Origin of the sequence: Kribbella sp. CA-294648, from assembly GCF_050943845.1 — a bacterium.
GTDB lineage: Bacteria > Actinomycetota > Actinomycetes > Propionibacteriales > Kribbellaceae > Kribbella.
Genome location: NZ_CP191981.1, coordinates 7110286 through 7135780 on the forward strand (window position 1 = coordinate 7110286; position 25495 = coordinate 7135780).

Below are 25495 nucleotides of genomic sequence, written 5' to 3' on the forward strand. Positions count from 1 at the left end.
CCAGCATCGTGGACGTTTCTCCAACGCCGCGAGGTGCGTGCCTGGGCGTCGCCAGCGCCACGCGATAGCGCCGAGGTGGCACTTGAGCGCGTCGATGGCCTATTTCGCTTGCGTGGTGTTCACAGCATGTAATCCTTGGGGTATGACAAAAGCCCGGGCCGCGAAGAAACTGGCCCAGGCCGCAGCCTTCGGTGGCGGGGGACTCGGACTGATCGGGGCGACGCTGTACGGCGTACTGACCGCGGAAGCGCGGTACGCGAAGCGCGTCATCGGTCCGATGAAGGCTCACCCGGCCAAGGGCGACGGCCTGTACGGCCGCTACCCAGGTCACCCGATCACGCTCGCGATGATCGGCGACTCCAGCGCCGCCGGATACGGCACCTCCTCACCCGACGAGACCCCCGGCGTCCTGCTCGCCTGCGGTCTCGCCGAGCTGGCGAAGCGCCCGGTCCGGCTGGTCGACGTCTCGCGCACCGGCGCCAAGTCGATCGACCTGGCCGGTCAGGTCGACAACGCCCTGCTGGCCGGCCCGCACGTGGCCGCGATCCTGATCGGCGTCAACGACGTGAAGTCCCAGGTGCCGCCGTCCACCTCGGTCCGGCTGCTCGACGCCGCCGTACGCCGGCTCCGCGCCGCGAACTGCGAGGTCGTCGTCGGCACCTGCCCGGACCTCGGCGTCGTCCGGCCGATCATGCCGCCGCTGCGCCAGGTGGCGCGCTCGTGGAGCCAGCGACTGGCCGCGGCCCAGACGATCAGCGTGGTCGAGGCCGGCGGCCGGACGGTGTCGATGGGCTCACTGCTCAGCGAGGCCTTCCGGACCAACCCGTCGATGTGGGGCGAGGACAACTTCCACCCCTCCGTCACCGGGTACGCCGCAGCCGCGGCCGCGCTGCTGCCCTCGGTGGCCGCCGCGATGGGGATCGGCCCGGAATCGTTCGTCCACCCGGAGCCGTTCCGGGGCGAAGCGGTGCTGCCGATCGCGGAGGCCGCAGTACAGGCTGCTCGCACCGCCGGTACCGAGGTCGCGGCCGCTCAGGTCGCCGGCCACGAACGCGGTCCGCGGGGCCGTTGGGCTGAGTTGCGGCATCGCCGCCGGCACCCGAATCCCGAGGTCGAGCGCGTCGAGGAGCCGTCCGAATCCACCCCGGACGCTGTGCCTGTTGGGAAATAGAGCGTCCGCTGAGCGTTGACTTTCATCAAGAAGGTCTTGTCTGTGGCGTTTTCCTGAGGCACAGTCGATAGCAACGCGATACCCCGATGACGGGAGGCGAAGATGGGCTTGAACCACTCCGAGGAGACGCACCAACGCCTGGTGGAGAAGGTGCCCCGGTGCACCGGACGCGAGATGGATGAGTGGTTCAAACTGATGAACGACGGACCGTCGTTCCTGCGCTTCGACGACAGGGTGAGATGGCTTTCCAGCGAGTACGCCCTCGCTCACGGGCACGCCACAGCCATCGTCCACGAATACGACCTGGTCAAAGCGCAAAGGCGAATGGGCTGACGAGCCGAACAGGAGACTGACTTTTCGCGGAGACCTGCCCTTTCAGGTGGAAGGGCAGGTCTTCGTTGTTCCCGCGGCCGTACTACGAACCCCCCACGCGCCGCCGCCGCTCCCAGCTCTGGCCGCTCCCACCCGCCCCTCCTTTGCCGCTCCTACGTCGCGGTGGGTGCCCACGCGCGGCGAGCTTCCGGCCGGGAGGATCCGCTGCAAACTCGTTCGCCCGGGACTCGCTGCGTAAGGTGTCGGGTCGTGGCTGAGCGAACTGAGATTGTGTGTATCTGCGGGTCTGCCCGGTTCCTGGACGAGATGCAGGCGGCGAACCGTGAGCTGACCTTGGCCGGCGTCATCGTCGTGGCGCCAGGGGTCTTTCCGCGCGCCGGGGATCACGAAGCAGACGGGCTCATCAGCGACGAGCAGAAGGCCGCGTTGGGCGCGCTTCACATGCGCAAGATCGACCTGGCTGACCGGGTTCTGGTCGTCAACCCCGGTGGGTACATCGGTGAGTCCACGAGCCGCGAGATCGCCTACGCCCGCGCCGCCGGCAAGCCGATCTCGTTCACCGACCCCGCCTGACCGGTCGACGCTTCGCCTGACCACTGACGCTTCGCGACGCGCGGCCAGCGAGTCCCGGTCCGTCACCTAGCGTGTTGCCCGCGGCGTACCGGGGACGACGAAGGCCCGGCTCCTCCACCTGAAGGAGCCGGGCCTTGTGTCAGTCGGCTAGCTTGCTGCCGCTAGTTGCTGATCAGTCGCCACCGCGCAGGATCGCGAGGATCCGGAGCAGGTTCCAGTACAGCCAGACCAGCGTGACGGTCAGGCCGAAGGCGGCGCGCCAGGCCTCGTTCTGCGGGGCTCCGGCGCGGACACCCTGCTCGACCATGTCGAAGTCGAGGATCAGGTTGAACACCGCCAGTCCGGCACCGATCGCGGCGAACAGCAGACCCATCGGGCCGAAGCCGCCGATCCCGGAGTTGTAGCCGAACATGCTGGCGATGAAGTTGATCAGGATCACACCGGCGAAGCCCATCGTGCCGATGATGACCATCTTGGTGAACTTCGGCGTCACCTTGATCGCGAAGTACTTGTACGACGCGAGCGTCAGAGCCGCTGTCACCATCGTGGCCAGGATCGCCTGGACGACGATGCCCGCGTCATTGACGTACGCGGCGATGAACTTGCTGCCGATCCCGAGGAACACACCCTCGGCGGCGGCGAACACCATCACCAGCGCGGGATTGATCCGGCGCGAGAACGACAGCACCATCGAGAGCGCGAACGCCAGCAACATGCCGGCCAGGAACACCGGCGTGACCAGGTTGTTCGGCACCATGACCCAGGCGGCCGCCGCGGCCGCGACCACGACACCGAGCGTGATGCTGGTCTTGACGATGACGTCGTCCAACGTCATGGGGCGGCTGTCAGCCGGCGCGCCCTGGTACTGCTGGGGCGGCATACCGGGCCCGCCGTACTGGCCGGGCTGACCGTAAGGACCCGGCTGACCGTACGGAGCGGCCCCGGGATAGGCCTGGCCTTGGCCAGGCGCAAATGCACTCGACCGGTTCAGGACCGGGTTACTGCTCTGCATGTCATCCTCCTGATGACCCACTGTCGACCCGCTGTGGGTCGTACACCGATACTACGGGCCCACCCTTAACAACGCCTGAGGATCACCCCCTGTTCCCCACCAATTCCCTCCCGCCCCACGAAACCAGTTGCAAAACCCAACCGATCAGCAGGTGTGACGCAGGTGTCGGCGGACAGTCAACGGCTCTCACGACACTCTGACAATGCCGGCGAGGCGGACATCTACGATCGGCGGATGACTGACTCCGCCGCCATGGACTCCCCCGACGCCGCCATCGCCGCCGACCGCGCTGAGCTTGAAGGGATGGTGGATGCGTTCTTCGGGGCGTTCACCTCTGGGGAGGGGTGCGCCGAGCGGCTTGGCGTACTGCGGGAGCTGTTTCTTGCGGAAGCTGTGATCGTGCGGACTGGTGGCGGCGAGCCCGCTGTCTATGGGGTTGAGGACTTCATCGCTCCGCGTCAGGTGTTGCTGGAGGGCGGCACGCTGGTCGACTTCCGTGAATGGGCCGAGACCGGGCGGACCGAGATTTTCGGGGACATCGCGCACTGGTGGGGCAGCTATGCCAAGAAGGGTGTGCAGAACGGCGTCGCCTTCACGGGTCGTGGCATGAAGACGATGCAGTTCATCCGCAGTGCTGACGGCTGGCGCATCTCCGCGGCCGCCTGGGACGACGAACGGCCCGGCCTGTCGATCGACGCCTAGTCGAACGGTCCTCTGGTGTTGGACACGTCGTGCTTGAGCACCTGCATGTCCAGCATTTCGATCCGCTCCGCCGGCGCCGGCGCGATCGCCCGGAAAGCATCCAGGGAGTCGTGCGAATCCCAGTACTCGTAGATATTCACCCGCCCCGGCTCCACGGAATCCGGCGAAACCGACAATTCCAGGCAGCCCGGATATTCCCGCCCCCGCTCGACAATCTCCCGATGCGCCGCCACAAAACGGTCCCGCACCGCCGGATCGACGTACACCTTGCCGGCCACAATCACATTCACGCTCGACTCCTTCCGTCACCCAGTACGACGAACAGCCTCGCCGCTATCGGACAGGCTCCACCGAAACGGTCAGCCGCTTCGCCCGGAAAGAGATCTCCGACTGATAGGTGACCAACCCGAACGAGTCACCACCGTCGTACGAGAAATCACTCACCTGCCCGGCGACGTTCGCGGGAGCTGATTCCTCATCCTCGTGATCCTGGCGCCATTCGCGAATCACCACGTCGTCGAAGGCCATCACCACGACCGGGGTGTCGACCGCCTCCGCCGGCGTCCACTGCGGATCGTCGTACGCAAACCGCACCACCAGCCTTCGCAGTACGGGCTGCCACTCGAGGCTGGTCAACGTGGTGTCATGCAAATACACCGGTACGCCGCCGGCGGTCCGGAACTCGTAAAGCCCGGTCCCGCCACTCGCGACATCGTGCCGGGGATCGTCCGTGACACCGAGGATCTCGGTCGCCGGCGCGTCCTGGACAACTGCTCCAGGCGACGTCTCGCGAACAAACCAACTCCGCAACGACCTCATGGACTCAGGCGCGCTTGGCGTTCCGCCGACGGGCCAGCCAATCGCGGAGTGCGTAGACGGCAGTGACGATCAGACAGGTCCAGATGTAGGCGTTCGTGAGGATGCGCTCGAAGAACGACCGATCGCTCGCCGAATCCGCGTCGACGATCCGCCAGACGAGCCAGCCGACCCCGCTGCCCACCCCGAAAAGAACCAGCTGGACGAGCCAGAGCCGCCAACCCCGCCGCCCTTCCTCCGAGTAAAAAGAGTTGATGTCGAACAGCTGACGGAAAATCCCCACCCGGCCTGCCTGCGCATCGACAGTCGACTCCTCAGACTGCTGCGGCTGTGTCCCCTCCATCCCGCCAGTTTGACAGCCCTGAGGTCCGCTCGTCCCCGCTCTATAGGGTGCTCAGGTGAATCTCGCGCGTCCGCTGACGACCGAAGTACTGCTCAGACCTGTCGAACTCAGCGACGCCGCCGCGTTCTGTACGGCGCAGTGGCGCAGCCGCGAGCAACTGGCACCGTGGGAACCGCGCCGCCCACCCGAGTGGTACGAACCGGACTTCCAGACAGCGCGATTCGAGGACCTGCTCTCCAGGGAGAACACCATCCCGTGGGTGCTCGTAGCCGGCGACCGCCTGATCGGAACCGCAACCTTGTCCAACATCGTCGCCGGAGCCCTCCGCAGCGGCGACCTCGGCTACTGGATCGAGGCCTCGAACGTAGGCCGCGGCCTGGCCTCGGCCGCCGTCGCAACCGTCTGCGAGATCGCCGACGCCGACCTCCTATTGCACCGAATCGCAGCCAGCACCAACGCCGAGAACACCGCATCCCAACGCGTCCTCACCAAGAACAACTTCGAGCAGTACGGCTTGGCCCGCAACTACCTACACATCAACAACGCCTGGCGAGACAGCACCCTCTACCACCGAATCCTCAACAACCGCGCCCCCGGCGAACCACCGAGCTAATCCCAACGGCTGGCACCACCCAATGAATGACGGCGAGCCACGAATGGAGGGCGGGGGCCGATGTTCCTGCTGCAGATGTCTGGCGTTCCAGGTTCGGGGAAATCCACCGTCGCGGCCCACGTCGTACACACGTTCGGTGCGGTCGCCGTGGACTACGACGTCATCAAGTCCGCTCTTCTCGGCGCCGGCTTCGACCTGGCCAGTAGTACCAAGGCGGCGTACGAGGTGATGTATGCGCAGGCCCGCCACGTGCTCGCTCAAGGGCATCCCGTAGTCATGGACAGCCCATGCTTCTGGCCGAGGATCCTGACCGAGGGCATGGAAATCGCCAGGGAGCACAACGCGACCTACAGATACATCGAATGCCAGGTTCGTGACCTGAAGATCCTCGACGAAAGGCTTCGCCAACGACCGCGACTCAGAAGCCACCGCCGCGGCGTCAACCATCCACCACTAGACCTCGGCAACGAACTGGCGGACGGCGAGGCGCTGTTCCGCGATGGGATGAATCGCATCCAACGACCCCCAGGAAACTACCTCCAACTGGACATGCACCAGCCCCTGCCCGAAGCCCTACCAAAGGTCGACTTCTACCTGAACCCATAGGCCGAGGACGGTGTGCTGAACTACGGCCTGCCCAGTCCCTAGGATCCGATCATGGCGCAGCTCATCGTCGAGATTCACATACCGCTCGTCAGCACAGGTCTGCCGCCCGGCACCACCTGGCCGCGGAGTACAGCCATCATCCCGGATGACTATCCGTGTCCCTGGATCTTCGAGGTCGATGAGTACCTCACCGAGCGGGAGGACGAAGGAACCTTCGAGGTATACGACGATGGTGAAGAACTCGGCGACGAGTACTTGTACTTCATCACCGGGGCCAGCGAAGACATCCTCCTCACCGTGGCCGGCGACGTGGCCGCATTGCCTGGCATCCCGCAGGGTGTTTTCGCCATTGTCACCAATGACGAGGCTGAGGAGATCGGCGTCGGCCGCCGGATGCCGCTCACCTAGACGTACTCCTGTCAGCCCATCGGCTGAGCGTTGCCCGCACTGAGATCAGTGGGACGCCACCTCGGTGTCCCAGTACGGGGGTAGGTCGGCTGGGGCCCAGGACGGGTCGGGGCGGAAGTCTGTGTACTGGCCGTCGAATGGGAAGCGGGCGGCCTCGATGTCGCCGATGACGCGCTTGCCGGCGGCGCGGACGCGGTCGGCCTCGGCTGCCGTCCAGTACGCCGGGTGATCGGTGCGCTCGGCCAGCTCGTCCTCGTCCTTCCAGGACCAGCTGCGATCGGGCGCGACCACGATGTCCAGCGCGTGATCGAGGATGTCGTACCCGGCCGACCAGCGGCGCACCGGAGACTCCAGGTTCACGTACCAGCCTTCGAACCTCATCTCCAGGTCGAAGAACCACCACACCGAATGGTCGGCCCCGGGTTCGGTGCGGATCAGCACGTGCCGGCCTTCCCACCGCCGCGGCCAGAGCATGGACGGCGTGCGGTCCCGCTCCGCCACCGACATCTTCCGAATCGACGCGCCATCCCGAGTGCCACGCAACATGCAGTCCGACCCGGCTGCAGTCCAGGTGAGCAGCGCCTCCGCGTCGTCCCGCACGACCCGCGCAGTCTCCACCGCGGCAATCATCCCGTTACGATGCACATCCCGGCGAGCAATCGACCGACCAGAACCAAAGAACATCGAGCCATGCTACGACCGCCGCAGCCCAGCCATGAGGTTCGGGATCTGCGACAGTCGAGCGCGCGGATCGCGGCAGCTGAGTATGTTGCGGTCAGACCACAGAGGCTCGATCGGCCTGCCAATACCTCAACCCGACCTCGTCGAAACGCGATTCGAGGGCCTCCAGGCCCGAGGCGACCTTGAAGTCTCGCTCCGCGTCGGAGATCGGAAGGAGCCACAAGAACTCGACGTGACGATCACCAACGTGGCACGTCTGCAACTCGGGACCGTAGGGGTACGGGAGGCTGATCAGTAGGTGGTCGCAAACTGACCCCGGGAGCCACGGCTCACCGATCGGCAGCGTGTGCGCCAGTCCGAGCTTCCCTCCGCGGTTGTAGAAGACCGTCATCGCCAGCAGTTCCACAGCGCGGTCCTCGGCAGCGGCCGTGCAGATCAGAAACTCGAGACCGAAATCTCCATCGGTCGAGGCCCAGCCGCCCACGGAGACGTAGGTCCAGACGTCGGCGGCGGTTGCTGGTGCGACGCGAAGAACCCTGAAGTGAGGATTCTGTTCGTGGATGGGCCCAGCCGGCCACGTGAACGCGTCGATGGCTCGGCCCGCAAAGTAGCGCCTGACGTGTTCCTCGAGAGCGCCGCAGACGTCATCACAAGGCGGGAAGTCTGGCACCAGATCACTCTATGCGGAGGACGGGCGCTGCAACCGCGCAGGCAATCGCGAAAAGCCATGGTCACTTTGCCGGTACTTCTTGGGTCAGGTGCCGTGTGTGCCCGGGGATTCGAACCCGTATGCCTGTTAGGGCCGCGAGGTTTAAGTTCGACCTGACCTTATCCTTGCCCGTCCATAGACGTTCGCGGGAGTCGTGGCCAGCTCGGCCAGCACCGCATCGATCACTGATGAACAGGGGTGAACTGCAACCGCTAATGCAACCGCGCCTCATCGTTCCAAACTGGGGCAACGACGTCAGAACGGGGCCATTCAAGCGCAGCCGTGGTCGATACCGAGCCCTTCGGACCGACCTGACCGACCTGACCGACCTGACCGACCTGACCGACCTGACCGACCTGACCGACCTGACCGACCTGACCGACCTGACCGACCTGACCGACCTGACCGACCTGACCGACCTGACCGACCTGACCGACCTGACCGACCTGACCGACCTGACCGACCTGTCCAGCGCGGACCGACCGACTGCGTTCGTGATCCTACCCCCTACATGATGCTTCTCGGTTGCGCTTCAGGGCACACTGGAGATGTGGAGCATGTGCCAGTCGCAGTCACGGGGGGTGGTGGGCCTTGAGCTCTATGCAGTCGCGAGACGCCATGGCACGATGCTCGCTGTGCCACAGTTCCCGTCAGTTAAGGCTGATGCACTGTTGGCGGTACTGCTGCGGGCGCCATTGAAGTACAAGATCGTGAGGCAGAACGGGTCGCATCGAGTGCTTCGGAGCGAGGGGAGACCTCAAATTTTGTACTCCTATCACTCGGGTGCCACAGTTCCGCCGGGAGTAGTCAGGAAGATCCTGGTTGACAGCGTCGGCTTGGATGAAGATGAAGCGCTGGATTTGCTATAGATAGAAGGGAGGCCTTGCAGTGAAAACAATTCGCATTCAATACCATCATGAATTAGATGGTTGGTGGGCGGACTCACCGGACATTAGTGGGTATGTCGTGGTCGGTGACAGTTTGGCTGAGGTCCGCGGTCTTGTTAAAGATGGTTTACCTTTCTATCTAGAGACCGAGGACATTGAGCTTCTTGAGACATCGTCTAGCGGTGCGGTTGTTGTTGCTGAGATTTCTGCGGGAAAGTCACTGACGGCACCGCTCGGCATAGGTGCAAGCTCGGGCGATGTCGTTCGCCAACATTTCTCTGCCTTCATGTCCTACGGGTTCGCGTTTCCGGTGCAATCGTCAAACGGACTGGAAGCCGAGGTCAATGAGCACCTGGAGCTAGCTGGATGGCAATAAGAGTCACGATGCTGCTGTGCGACCATGTGCAGGTGGCGGACGGCAAGCTCTTCATCTCCGGTGGCGGATGGAGTGTCACAGGTCCTGGGCCGTTCACCTCAGCGTTGGCCCTGAAGTTCGATGTTCCCTGGGATCGGACAAATGAGCCGTTTGCGCTATTTATGAGACTTCTGGGTGAGGACGGCGAGCCCGTGACGCAGCCTGGTCCGGCTGGTGACACAGCCATAGAGGTGCGGGGCTCATTCGAGGTCGGTCGGCCAGCAGGCTTAAAGCAAGGTACGCCGATCGATGTCCCGCTTGCGATCAACATCCCCGTCCTCGCGCTCGCTCCCGGCAAGAGGTATTCGTGGCACCTTCAGATCAATGGGGAAGAGCAAGAGGACTGGCATCTGTCCTTCTCAACTCGACCATCCCCGGAAATGAACCAAGCCCCTCAAACCTGAGGATGCGGGCAGTCCTCCCGCATCGCCCCGATAGCTGCCGACGTTAGGTTTGGTTCGGTGCGGGTCAAGGGGCTCGATCGCGAAGCGACGCCGAAGGCGCCCTTGACGCGTGCCGGGCCGGACCGTCCCTTCCATGATTGCTAGCGGGGCGATGCGGTAGCTCAGGATCAGAGGGCGGGCGGCCTGGACCACGGCGGCGAGTGGCCGGCCGATTTGCGAGTGGCTACATCACAGGGTGTCGATCGTTGATGGCGAGTTCTGCTGTCTGCGACCGGCACCTTTGGCACGTGCGCGCCAAGCCAACGGGGGACGGGGCCGACGAGCCCTTAGGCGAGGAGCCGGAGGCTGCCCCGCTCCCCCGGTCCTTCGGTGGCGGCGCGCCTTTCGGGCCCTGGAGGGGCCCGTCTTGAAGCCGTACAGAAAGTTGTCAGATCTCGATGGACGGAGGGGGCCGAGAGGGCTGGAGATTCTGACGCCCGCGGTCGGAGGACACGGCTGACACTGCGCCGACTGCAACCGCGCCTGCAACCGCGACAGCCGTGGTCTGTCAGACCGCCTGTATTTCGCAGTCAGGTTCCGTGTGCCCGGGACGGGATTCGAACCCGTATGCCTGTTAGGGCCGCGAGGTTTAAGCTCGCTGCGTCTGCCGTTCCGCCACCCGGGCGTGAGACCAGAGGAGCACCTTACAAGTAGATGCTGGCCACGGACACAGGGTAAGCAGGTCGGGTGCGGTGGGTATGTCCGGACAGGCGATTGAGGTGGATCAGCTCGGCGCAGACGCAGCGGTCCCGGCAGGGTAGACACCGCGTGACGCTCGCACCCGGGGAGGGCGGGCGGGAAACCAGGTTCCGCCAGCGCTTGATGCTCAACCGCATGGAGGGCGGGCGGGGTATCCAGCTCCCGCTGACGCTTGACGGGCAGCAGCAGGGTGGGCGGGTGGGGAAACCACAGTCGGCCTACCTCTGACGGCACCCGCAATAGCCCTTGACGACATGAGGTGGTGGGTGGGGCGATGTGGGTCGGCGGATGGGGAGTACGGGGCAGAGACCGTCAGCGGGGGCCTACAGGTAGGCCTTTCGGGCGTAGTCGCGGGCGAATCGCCGGTGGGCGGTCAGCCACGCCTGCGTCCGTTCCCTGCCCGGCGGTCGTGACGGCGAGCGGAGGCGGAGCCCTATAGTTCTGTCGCATGTCTTCGCCGCTGCGCTCGTACGGGTTCACCGGCAGGCGGCCGGTCGCGGTCGAGGTCGCGTTTTGGATCGCGGTTGTGGTGCCGCCGGTGGCGATCGTGCTCAACGTGGCCGCCTTCGTGGTCGTGAAGAGGGCTGTGGACGATGTGTTCGGCACGACGGGCGGGGACGTTCAGGCGTCGATGGTCGAACTCCGTGACAAGGTGAACGGGCCTCTGCTCGCCTTGTTCGTCTTCTTCACGGTCCGAGACCTGCTCCTGAGCGGGCTCTGGATCCTGCTCGGCCTCAAGATGCGTAGCGGCCGGCACTGGGCGCGGATCACGATGACCGTGCTCGCCTCCCTGTGGGCCCTGTCCAGCCTCGTCGCGCTGACCCGGGGCGACACCCAGGGCTTCACGACCGGCTACATACCCCCATTCTTCGAGTTCCCGAGTTCGTACTTCGTACTGGACTACGCGCGAAGCGCCCTGGCTCTGCTCGCGATGGTCGCATCCATTCCGCTGGTCTTCCTGAGGCGGTTCAACCAGTATTTCGCGGCCCGGCGCCCACCTGCCTGAGTGCGTGTTTTGAGTGGTTGATTCGGTCAGGATGCCGGGGTGATGCGAGGTCGTGTTATCCCTCGGAGCTGTCCGACGATGAGTGGGCGTTGGTTGAGCCGCTGCCGCCGCCTGGGGAGGGTGGGCGGGCGGGGAAACCAGCTTTCGCCCACGCTTGGCGCTCACCCCAAAGGGTGGGTGGGCGGGGAAGCCAGAGTCGGCCTGCGCCTGACGCGCACCCGCAATAGCCCACGGCGAGACGAGGGGGTGGGTGGGGCGACGTGCGTACGCGGATGAGGAGTACGGGGCAGAAGCCGTCGCCGGGGGCCTACAGGTAGACCTTTCGGGGGTAGATGGCGTGGGCGCCTGCGACGCGGTCCAGAAACAAAGCACCCGCGCAGTGGTCGATTTCGTGTTGGATTGCGCGGGCTTCGAAGGCGTCCGTGGTCAGGGTGACCTCGTCCTTCGTACCGGGCAGGACGCCTGTCACGGTCAGGCGGGTGGCTCGTTTGACGTCTCCGGTGAGGTCTGGCACCGACATGCAGCCCTCGCGGGCCTTCTCCTGGCGGGTGGCTTCCACGATGACGGCGTTGCACAGCACGAAGACGCCGTGGCAGGTGCGGGTTTTCGGATGGCCGGTCACGTCCAGGGCGAACATCTGGGCCGCTACCCCCACCTGCGGCGCCGCCAGCCCCACGCACCCCGGCGATACCCGCATGGTCGCCACCAAATCGGCAGCCAGCGCGACCATCACCGGGTCCAGCGGGTCGACCTCAGCGCCCTCAGTGGCGAGCACGGGATGAGGCGCCTGGACTACCTCCAGTACGTCGCCGACGAGGCCCAGTTGGGCTGGGCTCCAGCTGGCGAGAGCCTGGTTGGGGTGCGCGGCTTGCGAGCTCACAGATCGTCGCTCTCGGCCGGGCGCAGGGTTACGCCGACACCGAGTTCCTCGGCGGTGATCTCCAGTGCGCGTTGCAGCATGCCCAGCTCGGCCGTCGCCGGGATCTCCACCTCGGCGGTCAGCACGTACAGCGAGCCGCTCAGCCGGGTCGTCTGGTCGGTGATCGTGCCGCCGACGCTCGCGATCATCCGGGTCACCGCGGAGACGATGCCCGGCCGGTCGGCGCCGTGGACGCTCAGCAGGTACGGCGCTCCGATGGGCGCGTGGGCGTGTTCGGGACCGATCTCGCGGACGGTGATGACCAGTTCCCCACGCAGCGGCTCGAGCGCCTCGCGGACCTCGGCCAGCGGGCCGGTGCAGACGATCATCATGGCGAAATGGCCGCGGAGCAGCGTCATCGTGGAGTCTTCGAGGTTGGTGCCGGTCTGCGCCAGCGCCTCGGTGACGTCGGCGATGATGCCCGGGCGATCCGGGCCGATGACGGTGACTGCGAGCTGACTCATGGGCGAAAACCTACCCGGACCAAAGTCTCGACCCGCCACGACTTCGGTATCCGGACACGGTCAACCGGCCCCGGAGGCGCGGAAGTCTGGCTATCTTCGTCCTCATGGTCGGATCCGAAGGCCCTCGACGCAGCGTCCGGGACTGGGCGGTCGACAGCCTCAGCTTTCTCGTCGCGGTGTTCGGCGGGTTCCTCCTGTACGACGACGGCAAGAGCGACCCGATCGCCCCCTGGTTGCTCGCGCTCGACTTCTGGGCCGGAATGGCGCTGTGCCTGGCACTCTGGTTCCGGCGCCGGTGGCCGGTCCAGCTGGGGGTGATCTCGGCGCTCCTCGGGACGTTCTCGGACACGGCCGGGATCGCGACCCTGTTCCTGATCCTCACCGTGGCGATCTACCGGCCGTTCCGGACCACCGCGATGATCTTCGGCCTCAACCTGATCTGCCTGATGATCTACATCGAGGTCCGGCAGAAGGCCGAGACGCCGAGGGAAGTCGCCCTCTGGGCGATCCTGATCTACGTGGCTCTGGCGGGCTGGGGCCTGTACCTGCGGTCCCGCCGGCAACTCCTGCAGACCCTCCGCGATCGCGCAGACCGAGCCGAGGCGGTGGCCCGCCTCCAGGCACAGCAGGCCCAGATGAGGGCCCGGGAGGAGATCGCCCGCGAGATGCACGACGTACTCGGGCACCGACTGTCCCTGCTCAGCGTCCACGCGGGTGCCCTGGCCTACCGCCCGGACGCGACAACGCAGGAGGTCGCCGGCGCCGCGGAGACCATCCGGGCCAGCGCGCACCAAGCCCTCCAGGACCTCCGCGAAGTGATCGGCGTACTCCGCGCGCCGGTCGGCGAACTCCCCCAGCCGACCTTCGCCGATCTGCCGGTTCTGGTCGAGGATTCCCGCCAGGCCGGCGTACCGGTCGAGCTGAATTTCGATGCCCCGGGCAACCCTCCGGACCACGTCGGGCGGACTGCGTACCGGATCGTCCAGGAAGGTCTGACCAATGCGCTCAAGCACGCTCCGGGCCAGGCGGTGCGGATCCAGGTGATCGGTGCACCAGGCAACGGATTGAAGGTCGAAGTGACGAATCCCGCGCCCAGCAAGCGATTCGGCGACGGTCAGGGACTGCTCGGCCTGACCGAACGCGCCCAGCTCGTCGACGGCCGGCTCGAACACGGCCGGACCCCCGAGGGCGAGTTCCGGCTCGCCGCCTGGTTACCGTGGCCGGCATGACCATTCGGGTACTGATCGTGGACGACGATCCGCTGCTGCGCGCCGGCCTGCAGCTGATGCTCGGTGGTGCGCCCGACATCCGGGTGGTCGGCGAGGCGGGCGACGGCAGCGGCGTCCAGAGCCTGATCGACCGGCTCTCCCCCGATGTCGTGCTGATGGACATCCGGATGCCCGGGATGGACGGCCTGACCGCCACCGAGGCGGTCCGCCGACGGCCGAAAGCGCCCGAGGTCGTCATCCTGACCACCTTCGACGCCGACGAGCACGTACTGCGCGCGCTCCGCGCGGGCGCCGCGGGCTTCATCCTCAAGGACACTCCACCGGCGGAGATCGTCGAGTCGGTACGCCGGGTCGCGAGCGGCCAGCCGGTGTTGTCGCCGGTCGTCACCAAGCGGCTGATCAACCGGGTCGCCGCCTCCGGCCAGGACCAGCGCAAACTCAAGGCCGTCAACCGCCTCAAGGACCTGAACGACCGCGAACGCGACATCGCCGTGGCCGTCGGCGAGGGCAAGTCGAACGCCGAGATCAGCGCGACCCTCTACCTCAGCATCCCGACGGTGAAGACGCACGTCTCCCGCATCCTCACCAAGCTGGACCTGAACAACCGCGTCCAGATCGCCCTGCTCGTCCACGACGCCGGCCTCCTCGACGACACGCGCTGATCACCGCCGCTTCACTCAACCGCTTTAGCCTCGAACCCTCCCGCCCGTCCCGGAAGGTTCTCCATGCGCCTGCTCGTCGGTGGTCTCGCTCTGGTCCTGCTGTTGCCCGCCGTACCGGCTGAAGCCTCGGTGGATCCAGCCTCGTACGTCGACCCGCTGATCGGCTCCGCCCGGGACGGGAACACCTGGCCCGGAGCGGTCCGCCCGTTCGGGATGATCTCGTGGAGCCCGACCAGCACGCGCGGCGACCAGACCAGTACCGGCGCGGCCAACGGCTATCAGTACGACGTGACGCGGGTGCGTGGCTTCAGCCTCACGCACGTCAACGGCGCCGGCTGCAATCCGGGCGCGGCCGGTGACGTGCCGATCATGCCGTACGTCGGTGCGGTGGACACCTCGCCGACGGCCGACACCACCGACGCGAAGTACGCGAGCAACTTCAGCCATGCGGACGAAGTCGCCAAGCCCGGCCGGTACACCGTGACGCTGGCGAACGGGGTGAAGTCGGATCTCGCGGTCACCACCCGCGCGGGCGTCGGCGACTTCTCCTTCCCCAGCGAGGGCCGGCCCCATCTGCTCTTCCGTACGTCGAACTCGCTCAACGGCAGCGAGGACGCGGAGATCACCCTCGACGCGGCCGGCCGCAAGGTGACGGGCTCCGTGCTGACCGGCGCGTTCTGCGGCCGGCGTGCCAACGGTGGCATCAACAACCGCAAGTCGTACTACCGGCTCTACTTCACCGCCTCCTTCGACCAGCCTGTGGTCGCGACCGGGACGTGGAAGGACAGCACGATCACGCCGGGCGGCACCCGGACCACGGGCGGCGAGGGCTACGCTACGGGCGCGGACCGGGCTGGTCGCGGCTCGGGCGGTTACGTCAGCTTCGCGCCCGGTGCGAAGGTGCGGATGCGGATCGGCATCTCCTACGTCAGCCTCGCAGGTGCGGAGCAGAACCTCGCCGCCGAGGTGCGCCCGAACGCGACCGTGAACCGGATCGCCGCCGACGGCTACAAGCAGTGGAAGAACGAGTTGCAGAAGGTCCGGATCACCGGCGGAAGCCAAGCGCAGCGGACCACCTTCTACACCGCGCTCTACCACGCGATGCTGCAGCCGAACATCTTCAACGACGTCGACGGTCAGTACCTCGGCAGCGACCAGCGGATCCACCGCCTCGCCGAGGGACAGCGGGCGCAGTACGGGACGTTCTCGGGGTGGGACCAATACCGGGCGCACATCCAGCTGCTGGCCTTGCTGAAGCCGGACATCGCGGGTGACTTCGCACAGTCGATGTACCAGTTCGCCCAGCAGAACAAGGGGATCTGGGATCGCTGGCTGCACAACAACGGCCCGACCCACGTGATGACCGGCGATCCGGCGGCGCCGACGCTGGCGACCTTCGCGGCGATGGGTGTGCGGAACTTCGATGCCGAGGGCGCCTATGACTCCTTGGTGCGGCAGGCAACGGTTCAGAACGCCGACGCGGAGAACGACGGCGGTTGCCCGGGGCAATGCACTGGGCAACGACCCGCTCTGAACACCTATCTGGCAAAGCACTTTGCGCCGCAGGACGCGTGTCACTGCTGGGGTGGCGCGGCCGAGACGCTGGAGAACTCGCTGGCCGACTTCTCCCTTGCCCAGTGGGGATCGCGGCTCGGGAAGCAGTTCGACGCGGAACGCGGTAGCTGGTGGAAGAACACCTTCGATCCGGCCGTCGGCTACCAGCGGGCAAGGAAGGCTGACGGGACCTGGCAGCCGGGGTTCACCCCGTCGACCGAGGTGGGATTCGCGCAGGGATCCAGTGCGACGTACACGTGGATGGTGCCGCAGGACGTGTCCGGGCTCGCGGCGGCGATCGGCAGTGACGTCGTACCGCGGCTTGACGGGTTCTTCCACGATGCCGCGGGCAACTGGGCGGTCAAGGGCGGCAGTCCGCTGCGGTACGACCCGACCAACGAACCGGGGCTGCACACGCCCTGGCTCTACAACGGACTGGGCGTGGCTTGGAAGACGCAGGCGACGACTCGCGAGATCGTCGACACGGTCTATGGGACCGGACCGTCGGGGCTGCCCGGGAATGACGATCTGGGGACGTTGTCGGCCTGGTACGTGTTCGCCGCGATCGGGCTGTTCCCGCAGACGCCGGGGCGGGCCGAGTTGCTCGTCGGGAGTCCCCTGTTCCCGAAGGTCGAGCTTCACCGCAGCAACGGAGTACGACTCACCATCACGGCACCGGAGACCTCGGATGCCAACCAGTACGTGCAATCGCTGAGCCTGAACGGGAAGGCGCGCGCCGAGTCCTGGTTACCCGAGTCGTTCATCACGAATGGCGGGCGGATCGACGTACAGATGGGAGCGGCCCCCACCAACTGGGGTACCGCTCCCATCGACTACTGATCAGCTGCCGGTAGCCCGGCGGAACTCGTCGTTCGGGGTCTGCAGGCTCCCCAGGCTGGTGACCTCGCGGCGGAAGAACAGCGCGAGGGTCCAGTCCAGGATGACCCGGGCCTTGCGGTTGAAGGTGGGGACGCGGGACACGTGGTACGTCCGGTGCAGGAACCAGGCCGGCCAGCCCTTGACCTTCACGCCGTACAGCTGGGCGACGCCCTTGTGCAGGCCGAGGCTCGCCACCGAGCCGACGTACTTGTGCTTGTACTCCTGCGGCTCCTGACCGTCGACCACCCGGAGGATGTTCGCCGCGAGCCGGTTGGCCTGCCGTACTGCGTGCTGTGCGTTCGGTGCGCAGTACACACCGGGCTCCGCCGTCAGGTCCGGTACGGCGGCGTTGTCACCGGCGGACCAGGCGTCGTCGACACCCTCGATCCGCAGGTTGGCCAGGCACTTGACCCGGCCGCGCTCGTCCAGCGGGAAGCCGGTCGCGGCGAGCGCCGGGTTGGCCTTCACGCCGGCCGTCCAGACGATGGTGTCGGAGTCGAACTCCTCGCCGTCGCTGAGCACGACGTGGCCCTTCTCGCAGGACTCCAGCCGGGTCTCCAGCTTGATGTCCATGTTGCGCTTGCGCAGCTGCTCGACGGTGTACTGGCCGAGCTCCGGGCCGACCTCGGGCAGGATCCGGTTGGTCGCCTCGACGAGCACCCAGCGCATGTCCTCGGGCTGGATGTTGTCGTAGTACCGGGTGGCGTAGCGGGCCATGTCCTCGAGCTCGGCGAACGCCTCGATGCCTGCGTATCCGCCACCGACGAAGACGAAGGTCAGCGCGGACTTGCGCAGCGCCGGGTCGGGCTGGGAGGACGCGACGTCGAGCCGGTCCAGCACCTTGTTGCGCAGGGCGATCGCTTCCTCGACGTTCTTGAACCCGGTGGCCTCCTCGGCCAGCCCCGGGATCGGCAGCGTCCGGGCGATCGAGCCGATCGCGATCACGACCTGGTCGTACGCGAGCTCGTAGTCCGGGCCCTCCTCGGGCATCACCTTGGCGACCTTGCGGTCGTGGTCGATGCCGGTGACGCGGCCGGTGACCACCCGGCAGCCCTTGAGGGTCTTGCGCAGCGGCACCACGACGTGCCGCGGCTCCACCGAACCGGCCGCCGCTTCGGGCAGGAACGGCTGGTAGGTCATCACCGAGCGGGGGTCGACCACGGTGACCCGGATCTTGCCCGGGCGGGCGGCCTTGCGCAGGCCGTAGGCGGTGTACATCCCGACGTAACCGCCTCCGACGACGAGGATGTGCGGTACCTGGGCTGCCATTGCTTCACTCTCCCTGAGTGGATGCTCCAACTTCATGTCCGCTTCAGCATAACGCGCTCGTGAAAACTTTCACAAACCCTCTGGCGGGTGATCTCAACCACCGGAAGTCCCTCATCCGGGGGACCAACGTCCCCTATCCTGCGTCCTGCCCCGTACCCAGTCCTAGCGATAACCCATTACAGCCCGGCGATGGTTTTGGCTCGGCTCAGGAGGGGTGCCGGACGGTCAGTCCCAGAGTCCGGCGCAGAGCCTCTCGATGACCACCTCGCGGCGGACGAGATCTGAAGTCCACCGCGGGATGGTCTCGTGCCCCAACTCACCCACCAGTCGGCTCCGGACCAGGGGCGGCCACCTGGCCTCCAGCTCGCGAGTTCGCTCCGGCCCGATCTTGACGGCAACGTCCCGTCCGAGCAGTTCCGCGGAGGCCAGTAGTTGGTCAAAGTCCGCGGCCAGCAGGATCGCCCTGCCTTCGTCGGTCTCGAAGAGGCGATTCTTGATGTCATCAGATTCCGCGTACCAGTAGAGCGCTGCTGCAATGTCGGCTCCGTCCCGGTACTCGTAGCCCGGGCAGCGAGCCGCCCAGGCGGACAGCTTCAGCGCGCAGTACCCGGCCGGGTCAGGGATCCGGACCTCGAGACCCGATCTCAACGAGAGCTTCAACGCTCCTTCGAAGACTTCACTGAAGGCAAAGACATTCATATCCTCCGCCCGCCGCGCCGGCATCACTGTGCCTACCGGATCTTCCACCTCACCGAAGGGCATGAGATCTACGGCGATCTCCCGGACGAGGTAGCGAATTCCGTTGGAACCGGTCGGTTGCAACTGCTGGGTCAGTGTCTCGAAAGGCGCCCACGCAGGAAGCGCGATGGCCACGTCGACATCCGTGGTCGCTCGAAGCGCGAAATCGTGCCCCAAACCCGCATGCAGGATGTCGCGGCACGAAGCTCCCACGATCATGAGGTGGTCCGGTTCGAGGTCACCCAGTTCCAGGAGTTCCTCGACGACCAGGCGGGCAAGGTCGAGCTGTCGGACGTCAACATCGTCAAAACGCAGCAAGCTCGTCCCTCAGTTGGCGAGCGATGTCCCGCTGGCGCGACTCGCCGGTCGCCATCAGATCGGCGTACGCCAAGGTCCACGGCACCAGCAGCATCCCGTCCGACAACTCCTTGGCGGGCTCGGGTTCGTTCCAGAATTTCTGCCTGACCGAGATGTTCGGCCGTTCGTCGGAGCGCCAGCGGTTGACGAGCGCCAGCATCGGGTCCCACTGCTCGACATAGATCGTGAGAGAGACCGGCCGGATCATCCGCGGGACGGCCGACTCTCCACTGACGAAGATCGGCTGATTCGCGGACCGCACTTGATCGATGTCGCCGGAGTACTCCCGTAGCCCGAGGGTCGGTGCCAAGCCTGACGAATAGGCGGCAGTCCAGTGATCCAGGAGGTCTTCAGCATCACGCAACTCACGGTGCCGACCGGAACCTACATATCCGTTCTGCGCCAGCAGGTCGAGAGAGTCGTGCGCGAGTCCTGGCGACACGCCTGCGACGGTCGCAAGCTCACGGATACTCGCCTTGACCAACTGCGGCCAAGTGACGAGCGCGAAGACGACGCGCGCCCGGCGCGGGCTGAACAGGTTGACCGAACGGGCCGACGAAGCCGGCCTCAGTCTCGGCAGAGGACTGCGCCGTCCCCTGATGTCGATCAGGACATCCTCGAAGGCGATGTAGGCGTTACCCGCACTGTCGAGGTACTGGATGTCCGCATCTCGGAGGGCACTCGCACTCCGCTCGGAGATTCGCTCGCCAAGCACCAGCAGCGGGCGCTCGCCGGCCCAGTGCCTGAGTCTGCTGACCTCCGTCAGAGTCATATCCGGTTGATAGCTCAGCCAGTAGGACCGCCGCGTCCCGCGACGGCTCAGGTTGGCAGTCAGCGGTTCCCCAGCCTCGACCACCTCTGACAAGGTCGGCCCGTCAATCCGCAATCCAACTGCCTCTAGCTGCTCCCTCAGGAGCCCGCCGATCTCCGAATCCACCCTGTTGTTCACTCCGTTCAATATTTTGACATGTTCAATCTAGCTGAACACGCTCGGAAATTGAACACATGTCCATTACAGCCCGGCGATGGTTTTGGCTCGGGTGAGGACCGCGTCGAGCATGGGTTCGGTGAGTTTGCCGGTGAAGGTGTTCTGCTGGCTGGGGTGGAAGCAGCCGAGGACGGTGACTTCGCCGTACGGGCCCGGTACGGCGTACTCGACCGCGTGGCCGAAGGTGGGGCGGGGGCGCGGGACCTGGCCGCCGACCGCCTGCAGCGCGTTGAGCAGGACGTCGAAGCCGAATTTGCCGAGGCAGACGATGGCCCGGGTGGTCGGCAGGACGAGCTTCAGTTCGGCGTGGAACCAGGGTGCGCAGGTGTCGCGCTCCAGCGGGGTCGGCTTGTTGGCGGGTGGGGCACAGCGGACCGCGGCCATCATCCGGGCACCGAGCAGGTGGAGGCCGTCGCCGGCGTGTTCGCTGGTCGGCTGGGACGCCAGGCCGACCCGGTAGAGCGAGGCGAACAGCCAGTCGCCCGAGCGGTCGCCGGTGAAGACGCGACCGGTCCGGTTGCCGCCGTTCGCGGCCGGCGCCAGACCCGCGATCAGCACGCGAGGCTCGGCCGCACCCCAGCCCGCGATCGGGCGACCCCAGTACGGCTGGTCGGCAAAGGACTTTCGCTTGCTCAAGGCAACGTCTTCACGCCACTCGACCAATCGCGGACAGGCCCGGCAGACGGACACTCTCGCGTCGATCTCCGCCAAATCATCCGTCTGCGCAAGCTCCACGACTTCGTTCGCATCATGAGCAACCGGCGTACTGCGCGCCGCCGGATCCTCGGGCCAGCCCGTGCCCGGCGGCACCGGACTTTCATACAACTCCCCCGTCAACGGGTGCGGTAGTCGCATCCAGCCAGGTTATATGGGTGGCCGTGGCCGGCCGGGACCGGAAAGATGTCGTGGATGGACGCTGAGGTGGCAGCCAATCGGGTGGCGTGGGAGCGGGCGTCGCGGAAGCATGTGGATGAGTACGACGAGCTTCTGGCTGAGGCCCGGCGGCTGGAGTCGTTGAGGGCGTGGGAGCTGGAGTTGCTGGGGCCGACGCTCGCTGAGGCTCCGGTGGTGGTGCATCTGCAGAGTGGGCATGGGCTCGACGACGTGGACCTGCTGGCGAAGGGTGCGCGGAAGGTGGTGGGGGTCGACTACAGCTCGACGGCGGCCGCGGCGGCGCAGCGGAGGGCGTGTGAACTGGAGGTCGGAGTCCAGTACGTCGTGGCCGAGGTGCCGACGCTCCCGCTCCGGGACGGGTGCGCGGATCTGGTCTACACGGGCAAGGGCGCGCTCATCTGGATGCGCGACATCCAGGCCTGGGCGACGGAGGTCGCGAGGCTGCTCAAGCCTGGTGGCCGGCTTTATGTGTACGAGGCACACCCGACCGTGCCGTTGTGGTCCTGGGACGAGGACAAGCCACGGATCCGGGACGATCGCAGTTACTTCGCGAGGTCGCACATCAACGACAGCTTCCCGGCGAACGGCGCTCAGGAGTGGCAGTGGTCGCTGGGCGACATCGTCACCGCGTGCGTCCGGGCGGGTCTCGCGATCGAGGCGCTGGAAGAGTACGCCGAACCGTTCTGGCGTCCCGCCGACGGACACCGGGCAGCCGCCTGGGAGGGCCGCCTCCCCAACAGCTTCTCGCTACTCGCCCGTCGCGAGGGCTAGCGCGACTCCGTCGAGGATGTCGTGTTCCGACACCAGCACCTCGTCGAAAGCCAGCCCATCGGCAACCCGGTCGTGCAACCGCTGCAGAATCAACGCGCCCGCCCCGATGACATCAACCCGCCCAGGATGAATCGCCGGTACTACGGAACGTGCGGCGCGACTCGACCCCATCAACCACGAAGTCGTGTCCAGCAACAAAGGGGCCGCGATCCGGGCATGGTGGATCACGCCGGGGTCGTACTCGGTCAGTTTGAGCGCGACCGCGGCGACCGTCGTCACCGTCCCGGCCACCCCGATCAAACACCGCGCCTCCGACAACGGCACGGAGGTCGAGTCGAGCAGCGCGTCCACATCCTTCGTCGCGGCCCGCATCTCCTCGATCGACGCCGGATCCGAGTGCAGATGCCGCTCGGTCATCCGAACCGACCCCATGTCGAGCGACTCGGCAGCCAGTACTCCGCGGGCGTCGCCGAGCACCAACTCGGTCGACCCACCCCCGATGTCGGCCACCAGATACGGACCTGGCACCTCGAGCGCAGCCAGCCCACTCGTCGCACCGCGAAAGCTCAGCGCCGCCTCCTCAGCACCCGAGATGATGTCCGGCTCGACCCCGAACCGCTCGGACACGCCCGCGAAGAACTCGTCCCGGTTGCTCACGTCTCGCGCAGCCGACGTCGCCACGAACCTCAACCGCTCGACACCGGCCGCCCGCACGATCCCGGCGTACTCCGCACACGCCTCGAAGGTGCGCGCCAGCGCCTCGGCCGCGAACGCCCCAGTCGAGTCGACCCCCTGCCCCAGCCGGACGATCCGCATCTGCCGATCAACCTCGCTGAGCTCCCCGTCGGCATAGTCGGCAATCAACAGCCGAATCGAGTTGGTCCCACAATCGACGGCCGCAACGCGCAACGACTCAGACACAGGGGCCTCGGCGGCCCCAGTCGGGGAGCATGGCTAGGGCTTCGTCGCCTAGGGGGTTGATGCCGGGGCCGGCGGCCAGTGAATGGCCGACCAGTACGTGCAGGCACTTGACTCGCGTCGGCATGCCGCCGGCGCTGATGCCTTCGACCTCCGGTACGTCGCCCAGTGCCTTGCGCCGGCGCAGGTAGTCCTCGTGCGCGGCGCGATAGCGGGCAGCGAGCTCCTCGTCCTCACCCAAGCGCTCCGTCATCTCCTTCATCACGCCTTCCGCCTCGAGCCGGCCGATCGCCGAGGCGAGTCGTGGGCAGGTGACGTAGTACGTGGTGGGGAACGGGGTGCCGTCGGGCAGCCGGGGCTCGGTTTCGGCGACGTCGGGCAGGCCGCAGCTGCAGCGGTGCGCGATCGAGCGGATCCCGCGGGCCGGGCGGCCGAGCTGCTCGCTGACGGCCGTGGCGTCCCTGGACGACCCGGTCTCGGGGGTGACGCTCACCTGCTGCCCTTCGGTGGTGCGGTCAGAACTGGTTTGGGGGTCGGCTTCGGCGTCGCCGGTTTCACCGGCTCCGGCGGCTTGCCCGCGCCTTCGACGCTGCCCCAGAGCTTGGTGTACCAGGTCGGCTTCTCCGGGTCGTCGGCCTGCGGATCGGCCGGTCCGGCCGGCTCGGGCGGGGCGCCGATCGGCTTGCCGTCCGCGCCGATCACCCGGTAGCCGATCTCGCCGGGCATCACCCAGCCGAGCCTTTGCCGCGCCTGCGCCTTGACGTAGGCGTCGTCGTTCCAGCGCTGGACCTCGTCGCCCAGCTGGTCGACCCGCTTCTCCCGGTCGCGGATCTCCTGCTGCAGCGTGCTGATCTGCTGGTGCTGGTCGAACCAGACCCGCAGGCTCTGCGCGTACGAGACGATCAGCGCACCGAGCACGAGCAGCACGACGGCTGCCCGGCCGGTGAGGTTGCGAGAACCCCGGGTCCGGGGTGGCCCGGCCGGGGCACTCGTCGTCCGGCGTTTCGGCTGGGTGCCGTCCCGGCGGGCAGGTGGGCGTGACGGAGTACGACTCGTCGGTCGCGAGCCTGGGCGCGCACCTGGATCCCGGCGGGAGGACATCTCAGCAGCTTACGTCGGTCAGCCCTTGAAACGAGGGAAGGCCGAACGGCCGGCGTACCGGGCCGCGTCGTCGAGCTCCTCCTCGATCCGGAGCAGCTGGTTGTACTTCGCGGTGCGATCGGACCGGGCCGGGGCGCCGGACTTGATCTGGCCGCAGTTGGTCGCCACCGCGAGGTCGGCGATCGTGGTGTCCTCGGTCTCGCCGGAGCGGTGGCTCATCATGCAGGTGAAGCCGCTGCGGTGGGCCAGGTCGACGGCGTCCAGCGTCTCGGTCAGCGAGCCGATCTGGTTCACCTTGACCAGCAGCGAGTTCGCCGCCTTCTCGGTGATACCGCGCTGCAGCCGCTCGACGTTGGTGACGAACAGGTCGTCGCCGACGATCTGGATCTTGTCGCCGAGCTGGGAGCTGAGGCTGATCCAGCCGGCCCAGTCCTCCTCGTTCAGCGGGTCCTCGATCGACACGATCGGGTAGGACGCGACCAGCTCGGCGTAGTACGCGATCATCTCGTCGGTCGTCTTCTTGCCACCCTCGAAGGCGTACACGCCGTCGGTGTGGAACTCGCTCGCGGCCACGTCCATGGCCAGCGCGATGTCCTTGCCCGGCTGCAGGCCGGCCCGCTCGATCGCGACCAGGATCAGGTCCAGCGCGTCGCGGTTGCTCGGCAGGTTCGGGGCGAAGCCGCCCTCGTCGCCGAGCCCGGTGGACAGGCCCTTCTCCTTCAGCACGGCCTTCAGCGCGTGGTAGACGCCGGCGCCCTGCATGACGGCCTCGGAGTAGGTCGCCGCGCCGATCGGGGCGATCATGAACTCCTGCACGTCGACGTTGCTGTCCGCGTGCGAACCGCCGTTGAGGATGTTCATCATCGGCACCGGGAGCACGTGCGCGTTCGGGCCGCCGACGTAGCGGTACAGGTCCAGACCGGCACTCTCGGCCGCGGCCTTGGCGACCGCCAGGCTGACGCCGAGGATGGCGTTCGCGCCCAGCTTGGACTTGTTCGGCGTACCGTCCAGGTCGAGCATGGCCTGGTCGATCAGCCGCTGCTCGTGGACGTCGTAGCCGACGATCTCCTTGTCGATGTCCTCCAGAATGGCCGTGACGGCCTTCTGGACCCCCTTGCCGCCGTAACGGGACTTGTCCCCGTCACGCAGCTCGACGGCCTCGAACTGGCCGGTGGAAGCACCCGACGGCACTGCCGCCCGGGCTACGGTGTCGTCGTCGAGGAGAACCTCGACCTCGACAGTGGGGTTACCGCGCGAGTCAAGAATCTCGCGGGCGCCGACGGCCTCGATGGTGGCCACATCTACTCCCTTGTTCACACCTGATGTCAGCCCCGA

32 protein-coding genes and 1 tRNA gene are annotated in these 25495 nt (G+C 66.6%); 16 read left to right on the plus strand and 17 right to left on the minus strand.

Features of this window, described 5'->3' with window-relative positions:
- Positions 1–142 precede the first annotated feature (142 nt).
- From ACQPYM_RS33685 to ACQPYM_RS33695, 3 genes are all read left to right on the plus strand, one after another.
- Entirely contained in the window at positions 143–1171 is a 1029-nt protein-coding gene (locus tag ACQPYM_RS33685) for an SGNH/GDSL hydrolase family protein (protein ID WP_433008601.1), read from the plus strand.
- A 102-nt stretch (positions 1172–1273) separates the two neighbouring features.
- The gene (locus ACQPYM_RS33690; RefSeq protein ID WP_360284994.1) at positions 1274–1504 is read left to right on the plus strand and encodes a DUF4287 domain-containing protein; all 231 of its coding nucleotides are present in this window, start codon (positions 1274–1276) and stop codon (positions 1502–1504) included.
- Positions 1505–1753: 249 nt separating this feature from the next.
- Positions 1754–2077 (plus strand): hypothetical protein, encoded by a 324-nt coding sequence (locus tag ACQPYM_RS33695; protein ID WP_433008605.1) that lies wholly within the window; start codon positions 1754–1756, stop codon positions 2075–2077.
- Positions 2078–2249: 172 nt separating this feature from the next.
- On the opposite strand, the gene ACQPYM_RS33700 is transcribed toward ACQPYM_RS33695, so the two are convergent.
- Complete coding sequence (locus tag ACQPYM_RS33700) at positions 2250–3089, minus strand: Bax inhibitor-1/YccA family protein (RefSeq protein WP_433008608.1); 840 nt, start codon at positions 3087–3089, stop codon at positions 2250–2252.
- 234 nt (positions 3090–3323) lie between these two features.
- Here ACQPYM_RS33700 and ACQPYM_RS33705 point away from each other — a divergent pair, with 234 nt between their 5' ends.
- Positions 3324–3791, plus strand: a complete 468-nt coding sequence (locus tag ACQPYM_RS33705; RefSeq protein ID WP_433008611.1) for a DUF4440 domain-containing protein — start codon at positions 3324–3326, stop codon at positions 3789–3791.
- On the opposite strand, the gene ACQPYM_RS33710 is transcribed toward ACQPYM_RS33705, so the two are convergent.
- From ACQPYM_RS33710 to ACQPYM_RS33720, 3 genes are read right to left on the minus strand one after another with little or no spacing between them, the layout of a single operon-like run.
- A complete protein-coding gene (locus ACQPYM_RS33710; protein WP_433008614.1) occupies positions 3788–4081 on the minus strand; it encodes a putative quinol monooxygenase in 294 nt (97 codons plus the stop codon). The genes ACQPYM_RS33705 and ACQPYM_RS33710 overlap by 4 nt on opposite strands.
- 43 nt (positions 4082–4124) lie before the next feature.
- Positions 4125–4610: a hypothetical protein gene (locus tag ACQPYM_RS33715; protein WP_433008617.1), complete on the minus strand. Its 486-nt coding sequence runs from the start codon at positions 4608–4610 to the stop codon at positions 4125–4127.
- A 4-nt stretch (positions 4611–4614) separates the two neighbouring features.
- Positions 4615–4950 carry a hypothetical protein gene (locus tag ACQPYM_RS33720; RefSeq protein WP_433008620.1) on the minus strand — a complete coding sequence of 112 codons (336 nt, stop codon included), beginning with the start codon at positions 4948–4950 and terminating at the stop codon, positions 4615–4617.
- A gap of 55 nt (positions 4951–5005) precedes the next feature.
- On the opposite strand from ACQPYM_RS33720, the gene ACQPYM_RS33725 reads away from it, so the two are divergent.
- The 3 genes from ACQPYM_RS33725 (at position 5006) to ACQPYM_RS33735 (ending at position 6577) form a co-directional block, all read left to right on the plus strand.
- Positions 5006–5563: a GNAT family N-acetyltransferase gene (locus ACQPYM_RS33725; protein WP_433008623.1), complete on the plus strand. Its 558-nt coding sequence runs from the start codon at positions 5006–5008 to the stop codon at positions 5561–5563.
- Between the two features lie 75 nt (positions 5564–5638).
- The gene (locus ACQPYM_RS33730) at positions 5639–6169 is read left to right on the plus strand and encodes an AAA family ATPase (RefSeq protein ID WP_433008626.1); all 531 of its coding nucleotides are present in this window, start codon (positions 5639–5641) and stop codon (positions 6167–6169) included.
- A 51-nt stretch (positions 6170–6220) separates the two neighbouring features.
- Positions 6221–6577 (plus strand): hypothetical protein, encoded by a 357-nt coding sequence (locus tag ACQPYM_RS33735; protein ID WP_433008629.1) that lies wholly within the window; start codon positions 6221–6223, stop codon positions 6575–6577.
- Between the two features lie 45 nt (positions 6578–6622).
- On the opposite strand, the gene ACQPYM_RS33740 is transcribed toward ACQPYM_RS33735, so the two are convergent.
- Positions 6623–7207: a DUF402 domain-containing protein gene (locus ACQPYM_RS33740; RefSeq protein WP_433008631.1), complete on the minus strand. Its 585-nt coding sequence runs from the start codon at positions 7205–7207 to the stop codon at positions 6623–6625.
- 145 nt (positions 7208–7352) lie between these two features.
- Positions 7353–7928, minus strand: coding sequence for a suppressor of fused domain protein (locus ACQPYM_RS33745; protein ID WP_433008634.1), 576 nt, complete (start codon positions 7926–7928; stop codon positions 7353–7355).
- A gap of 254 nt (positions 7929–8182) precedes the next feature.
- Here ACQPYM_RS33745 and ACQPYM_RS33750 point away from each other — a divergent pair, with 254 nt between their 5' ends.
- The 4 genes from ACQPYM_RS33750 to ACQPYM_RS33765 all read left to right on the plus strand — a co-directional run bounded on the left by ACQPYM_RS33750 (position 8183) and on the right by ACQPYM_RS33765 (position 9673).
- Positions 8183–8482, plus strand: coding sequence for a hypothetical protein (locus tag ACQPYM_RS33750; RefSeq protein WP_433008637.1), 300 nt, complete (start codon positions 8183–8185; stop codon positions 8480–8482).
- A 111-nt stretch (positions 8483–8593) separates the two neighbouring features.
- Positions 8594–8836 (plus strand): type II toxin-antitoxin system HicA family toxin, encoded by a 243-nt coding sequence (locus ACQPYM_RS33755; protein WP_433008639.1) that lies wholly within the window; start codon positions 8594–8596, stop codon positions 8834–8836.
- Between the two features lie 19 nt (positions 8837–8855).
- Positions 8856–9230, plus strand: coding sequence for a type II toxin-antitoxin system HicB family antitoxin (locus tag ACQPYM_RS33760; RefSeq protein WP_433008642.1), 375 nt, complete (start codon positions 8856–8858; stop codon positions 9228–9230).
- Between the two features lie 8 nt (positions 9231–9238).
- On the plus strand, positions 9239–9673 hold the full coding sequence (locus ACQPYM_RS33765) for a DUF6941 family protein (RefSeq protein ID WP_433008645.1): 435 nt from the start codon (positions 9239–9241) through the stop codon (positions 9671–9673).
- A 581-nt stretch (positions 9674–10254) separates the two neighbouring features.
- Here ACQPYM_RS33765 and ACQPYM_RS33770 read toward each other — a convergent pair.
- Positions 10255–10337: transfer RNA gene (locus tag ACQPYM_RS33770), tRNA-Leu, on the minus strand.
- A 522-nt stretch (positions 10338–10859) separates the two neighbouring features.
- Here ACQPYM_RS33770 and ACQPYM_RS33775 point away from each other — a divergent pair.
- On the plus strand, positions 10860–11417 hold the full coding sequence (locus ACQPYM_RS33775; protein ID WP_433008647.1) for a hypothetical protein: 558 nt from the start codon (positions 10860–10862) through the stop codon (positions 11415–11417).
- 307 nt (positions 11418–11724) lie between these two features.
- Here the strand turns inward: ACQPYM_RS33775 and ACQPYM_RS33780 are convergent, their stop codons facing one another.
- Both ACQPYM_RS33780 and ACQPYM_RS33785 read right to left on the minus strand, forming a co-directional pair.
- Entirely contained in the window at positions 11725–12297 is a 573-nt protein-coding gene (locus tag ACQPYM_RS33780) for a peptide deformylase (protein ID WP_433008650.1), read from the minus strand.
- Entirely contained in the window at positions 12294–12800 is a 507-nt protein-coding gene (locus tag ACQPYM_RS33785) for a glycine cleavage system protein R (protein WP_433008653.1), read from the minus strand. The genes ACQPYM_RS33780 and ACQPYM_RS33785 overlap by 4 nt, the downstream gene beginning before the upstream one ends.
- A gap of 104 nt (positions 12801–12904) precedes the next feature.
- On the opposite strand from ACQPYM_RS33785, the gene ACQPYM_RS33790 reads away from it, so the two are divergent.
- The 3 genes from ACQPYM_RS33790 to ACQPYM_RS33800 all read left to right on the plus strand — a co-directional run bounded on the left by ACQPYM_RS33790 (position 12905) and on the right by ACQPYM_RS33800 (position 17085).
- Positions 12905–14029: a sensor histidine kinase gene (locus tag ACQPYM_RS33790; protein WP_433008656.1), complete on the plus strand. Its 1125-nt coding sequence runs from the start codon at positions 12905–12907 to the stop codon at positions 14027–14029.
- Positions 14026–14691 carry a response regulator transcription factor gene (locus ACQPYM_RS33795; protein ID WP_433008659.1) on the plus strand — a complete coding sequence of 222 codons (666 nt, stop codon included), beginning with the start codon at positions 14026–14028 and terminating at the stop codon, positions 14689–14691. The genes ACQPYM_RS33790 and ACQPYM_RS33795 overlap by 4 nt, the downstream gene beginning before the upstream one ends.
- Positions 14692–14754: 63 nt before the next feature.
- Entirely contained in the window at positions 14755–17085 is a 2331-nt protein-coding gene (locus ACQPYM_RS33800) for a GH92 family glycosyl hydrolase (protein WP_433008662.1), read from the plus strand.
- Here the strand turns inward: ACQPYM_RS33800 and ACQPYM_RS33805 are convergent, their stop codons facing one another.
- The 4 genes from ACQPYM_RS33805 to ACQPYM_RS33820 all read right to left on the minus strand — a co-directional run bounded on the left by ACQPYM_RS33805 (position 17086) and on the right by ACQPYM_RS33820 (position 21331).
- Positions 17086–18393, minus strand: coding sequence for an NAD(P)/FAD-dependent oxidoreductase (locus ACQPYM_RS33805; RefSeq protein WP_433008664.1), 1308 nt, complete (start codon positions 18391–18393; stop codon positions 17086–17088).
- A gap of 225 nt (positions 18394–18618) precedes the next feature.
- Entirely contained in the window at positions 18619–19449 is an 831-nt protein-coding gene (locus tag ACQPYM_RS33810) for a hypothetical protein (RefSeq protein ID WP_433008667.1), read from the minus strand.
- Complete coding sequence (locus ACQPYM_RS33815; RefSeq protein WP_433008670.1) at positions 19436–20260, minus strand: type IV toxin-antitoxin system AbiEi family antitoxin; 825 nt, start codon at positions 20258–20260, stop codon at positions 19436–19438. Before ACQPYM_RS33815 ends, ACQPYM_RS33810 begins: the two co-directional genes overlap by 14 nt.
- Before the next feature lie 240 nt (positions 20261–20500).
- The gene (locus tag ACQPYM_RS33820) at positions 20501–21331 is read right to left on the minus strand and encodes a uracil-DNA glycosylase (protein ID WP_433008673.1); all 831 of its coding nucleotides are present in this window, start codon (positions 21329–21331) and stop codon (positions 20501–20503) included.
- 54 nt (positions 21332–21385) lie between these two features.
- Between ACQPYM_RS33820 and ACQPYM_RS33825 the strand changes: the two genes are divergently transcribed.
- Positions 21386–22141 carry a class I SAM-dependent methyltransferase gene (locus ACQPYM_RS33825; protein ID WP_433008676.1) on the plus strand — a complete coding sequence of 252 codons (756 nt, stop codon included), beginning with the start codon at positions 21386–21388 and terminating at the stop codon, positions 22139–22141.
- Here the strand turns inward: ACQPYM_RS33825 and ACQPYM_RS33830 are convergent.
- From ACQPYM_RS33830 to eno, 4 genes are read right to left on the minus strand one after another with little or no spacing between them, the layout of a single operon-like run.
- Positions 22118–23005, minus strand: a complete 888-nt coding sequence (locus ACQPYM_RS33830; RefSeq protein ID WP_433008678.1) for an exopolyphosphatase — start codon at positions 23003–23005, stop codon at positions 22118–22120. The genes ACQPYM_RS33825 and ACQPYM_RS33830 overlap by 24 nt on opposite strands.
- 49 nt (positions 23006–23054) lie before the next feature.
- The gene (locus tag ACQPYM_RS33835) at positions 23055–23552 is read right to left on the minus strand and encodes a DUF501 domain-containing protein (protein ID WP_433008681.1); all 498 of its coding nucleotides are present in this window, start codon (positions 23550–23552) and stop codon (positions 23055–23057) included.
- On the minus strand, positions 23549–24160 hold the full coding sequence (locus ACQPYM_RS33840) for an FtsB family cell division protein (protein ID WP_433008683.1): 612 nt from the start codon (positions 24158–24160) through the stop codon (positions 23549–23551). The genes ACQPYM_RS33835 and ACQPYM_RS33840 overlap by 4 nt, the downstream gene beginning before the upstream one ends.
- 18 nt (positions 24161–24178) lie before the next feature.
- Positions 24179–25459 carry a phosphopyruvate hydratase gene (eno, locus tag ACQPYM_RS33845; RefSeq protein ID WP_433008686.1) on the minus strand — a complete coding sequence of 427 codons (1281 nt, stop codon included), beginning with the start codon at positions 25457–25459 and terminating at the stop codon, positions 24179–24181.
- Positions 25460–25495 lie beyond the last annotated feature (36 nt).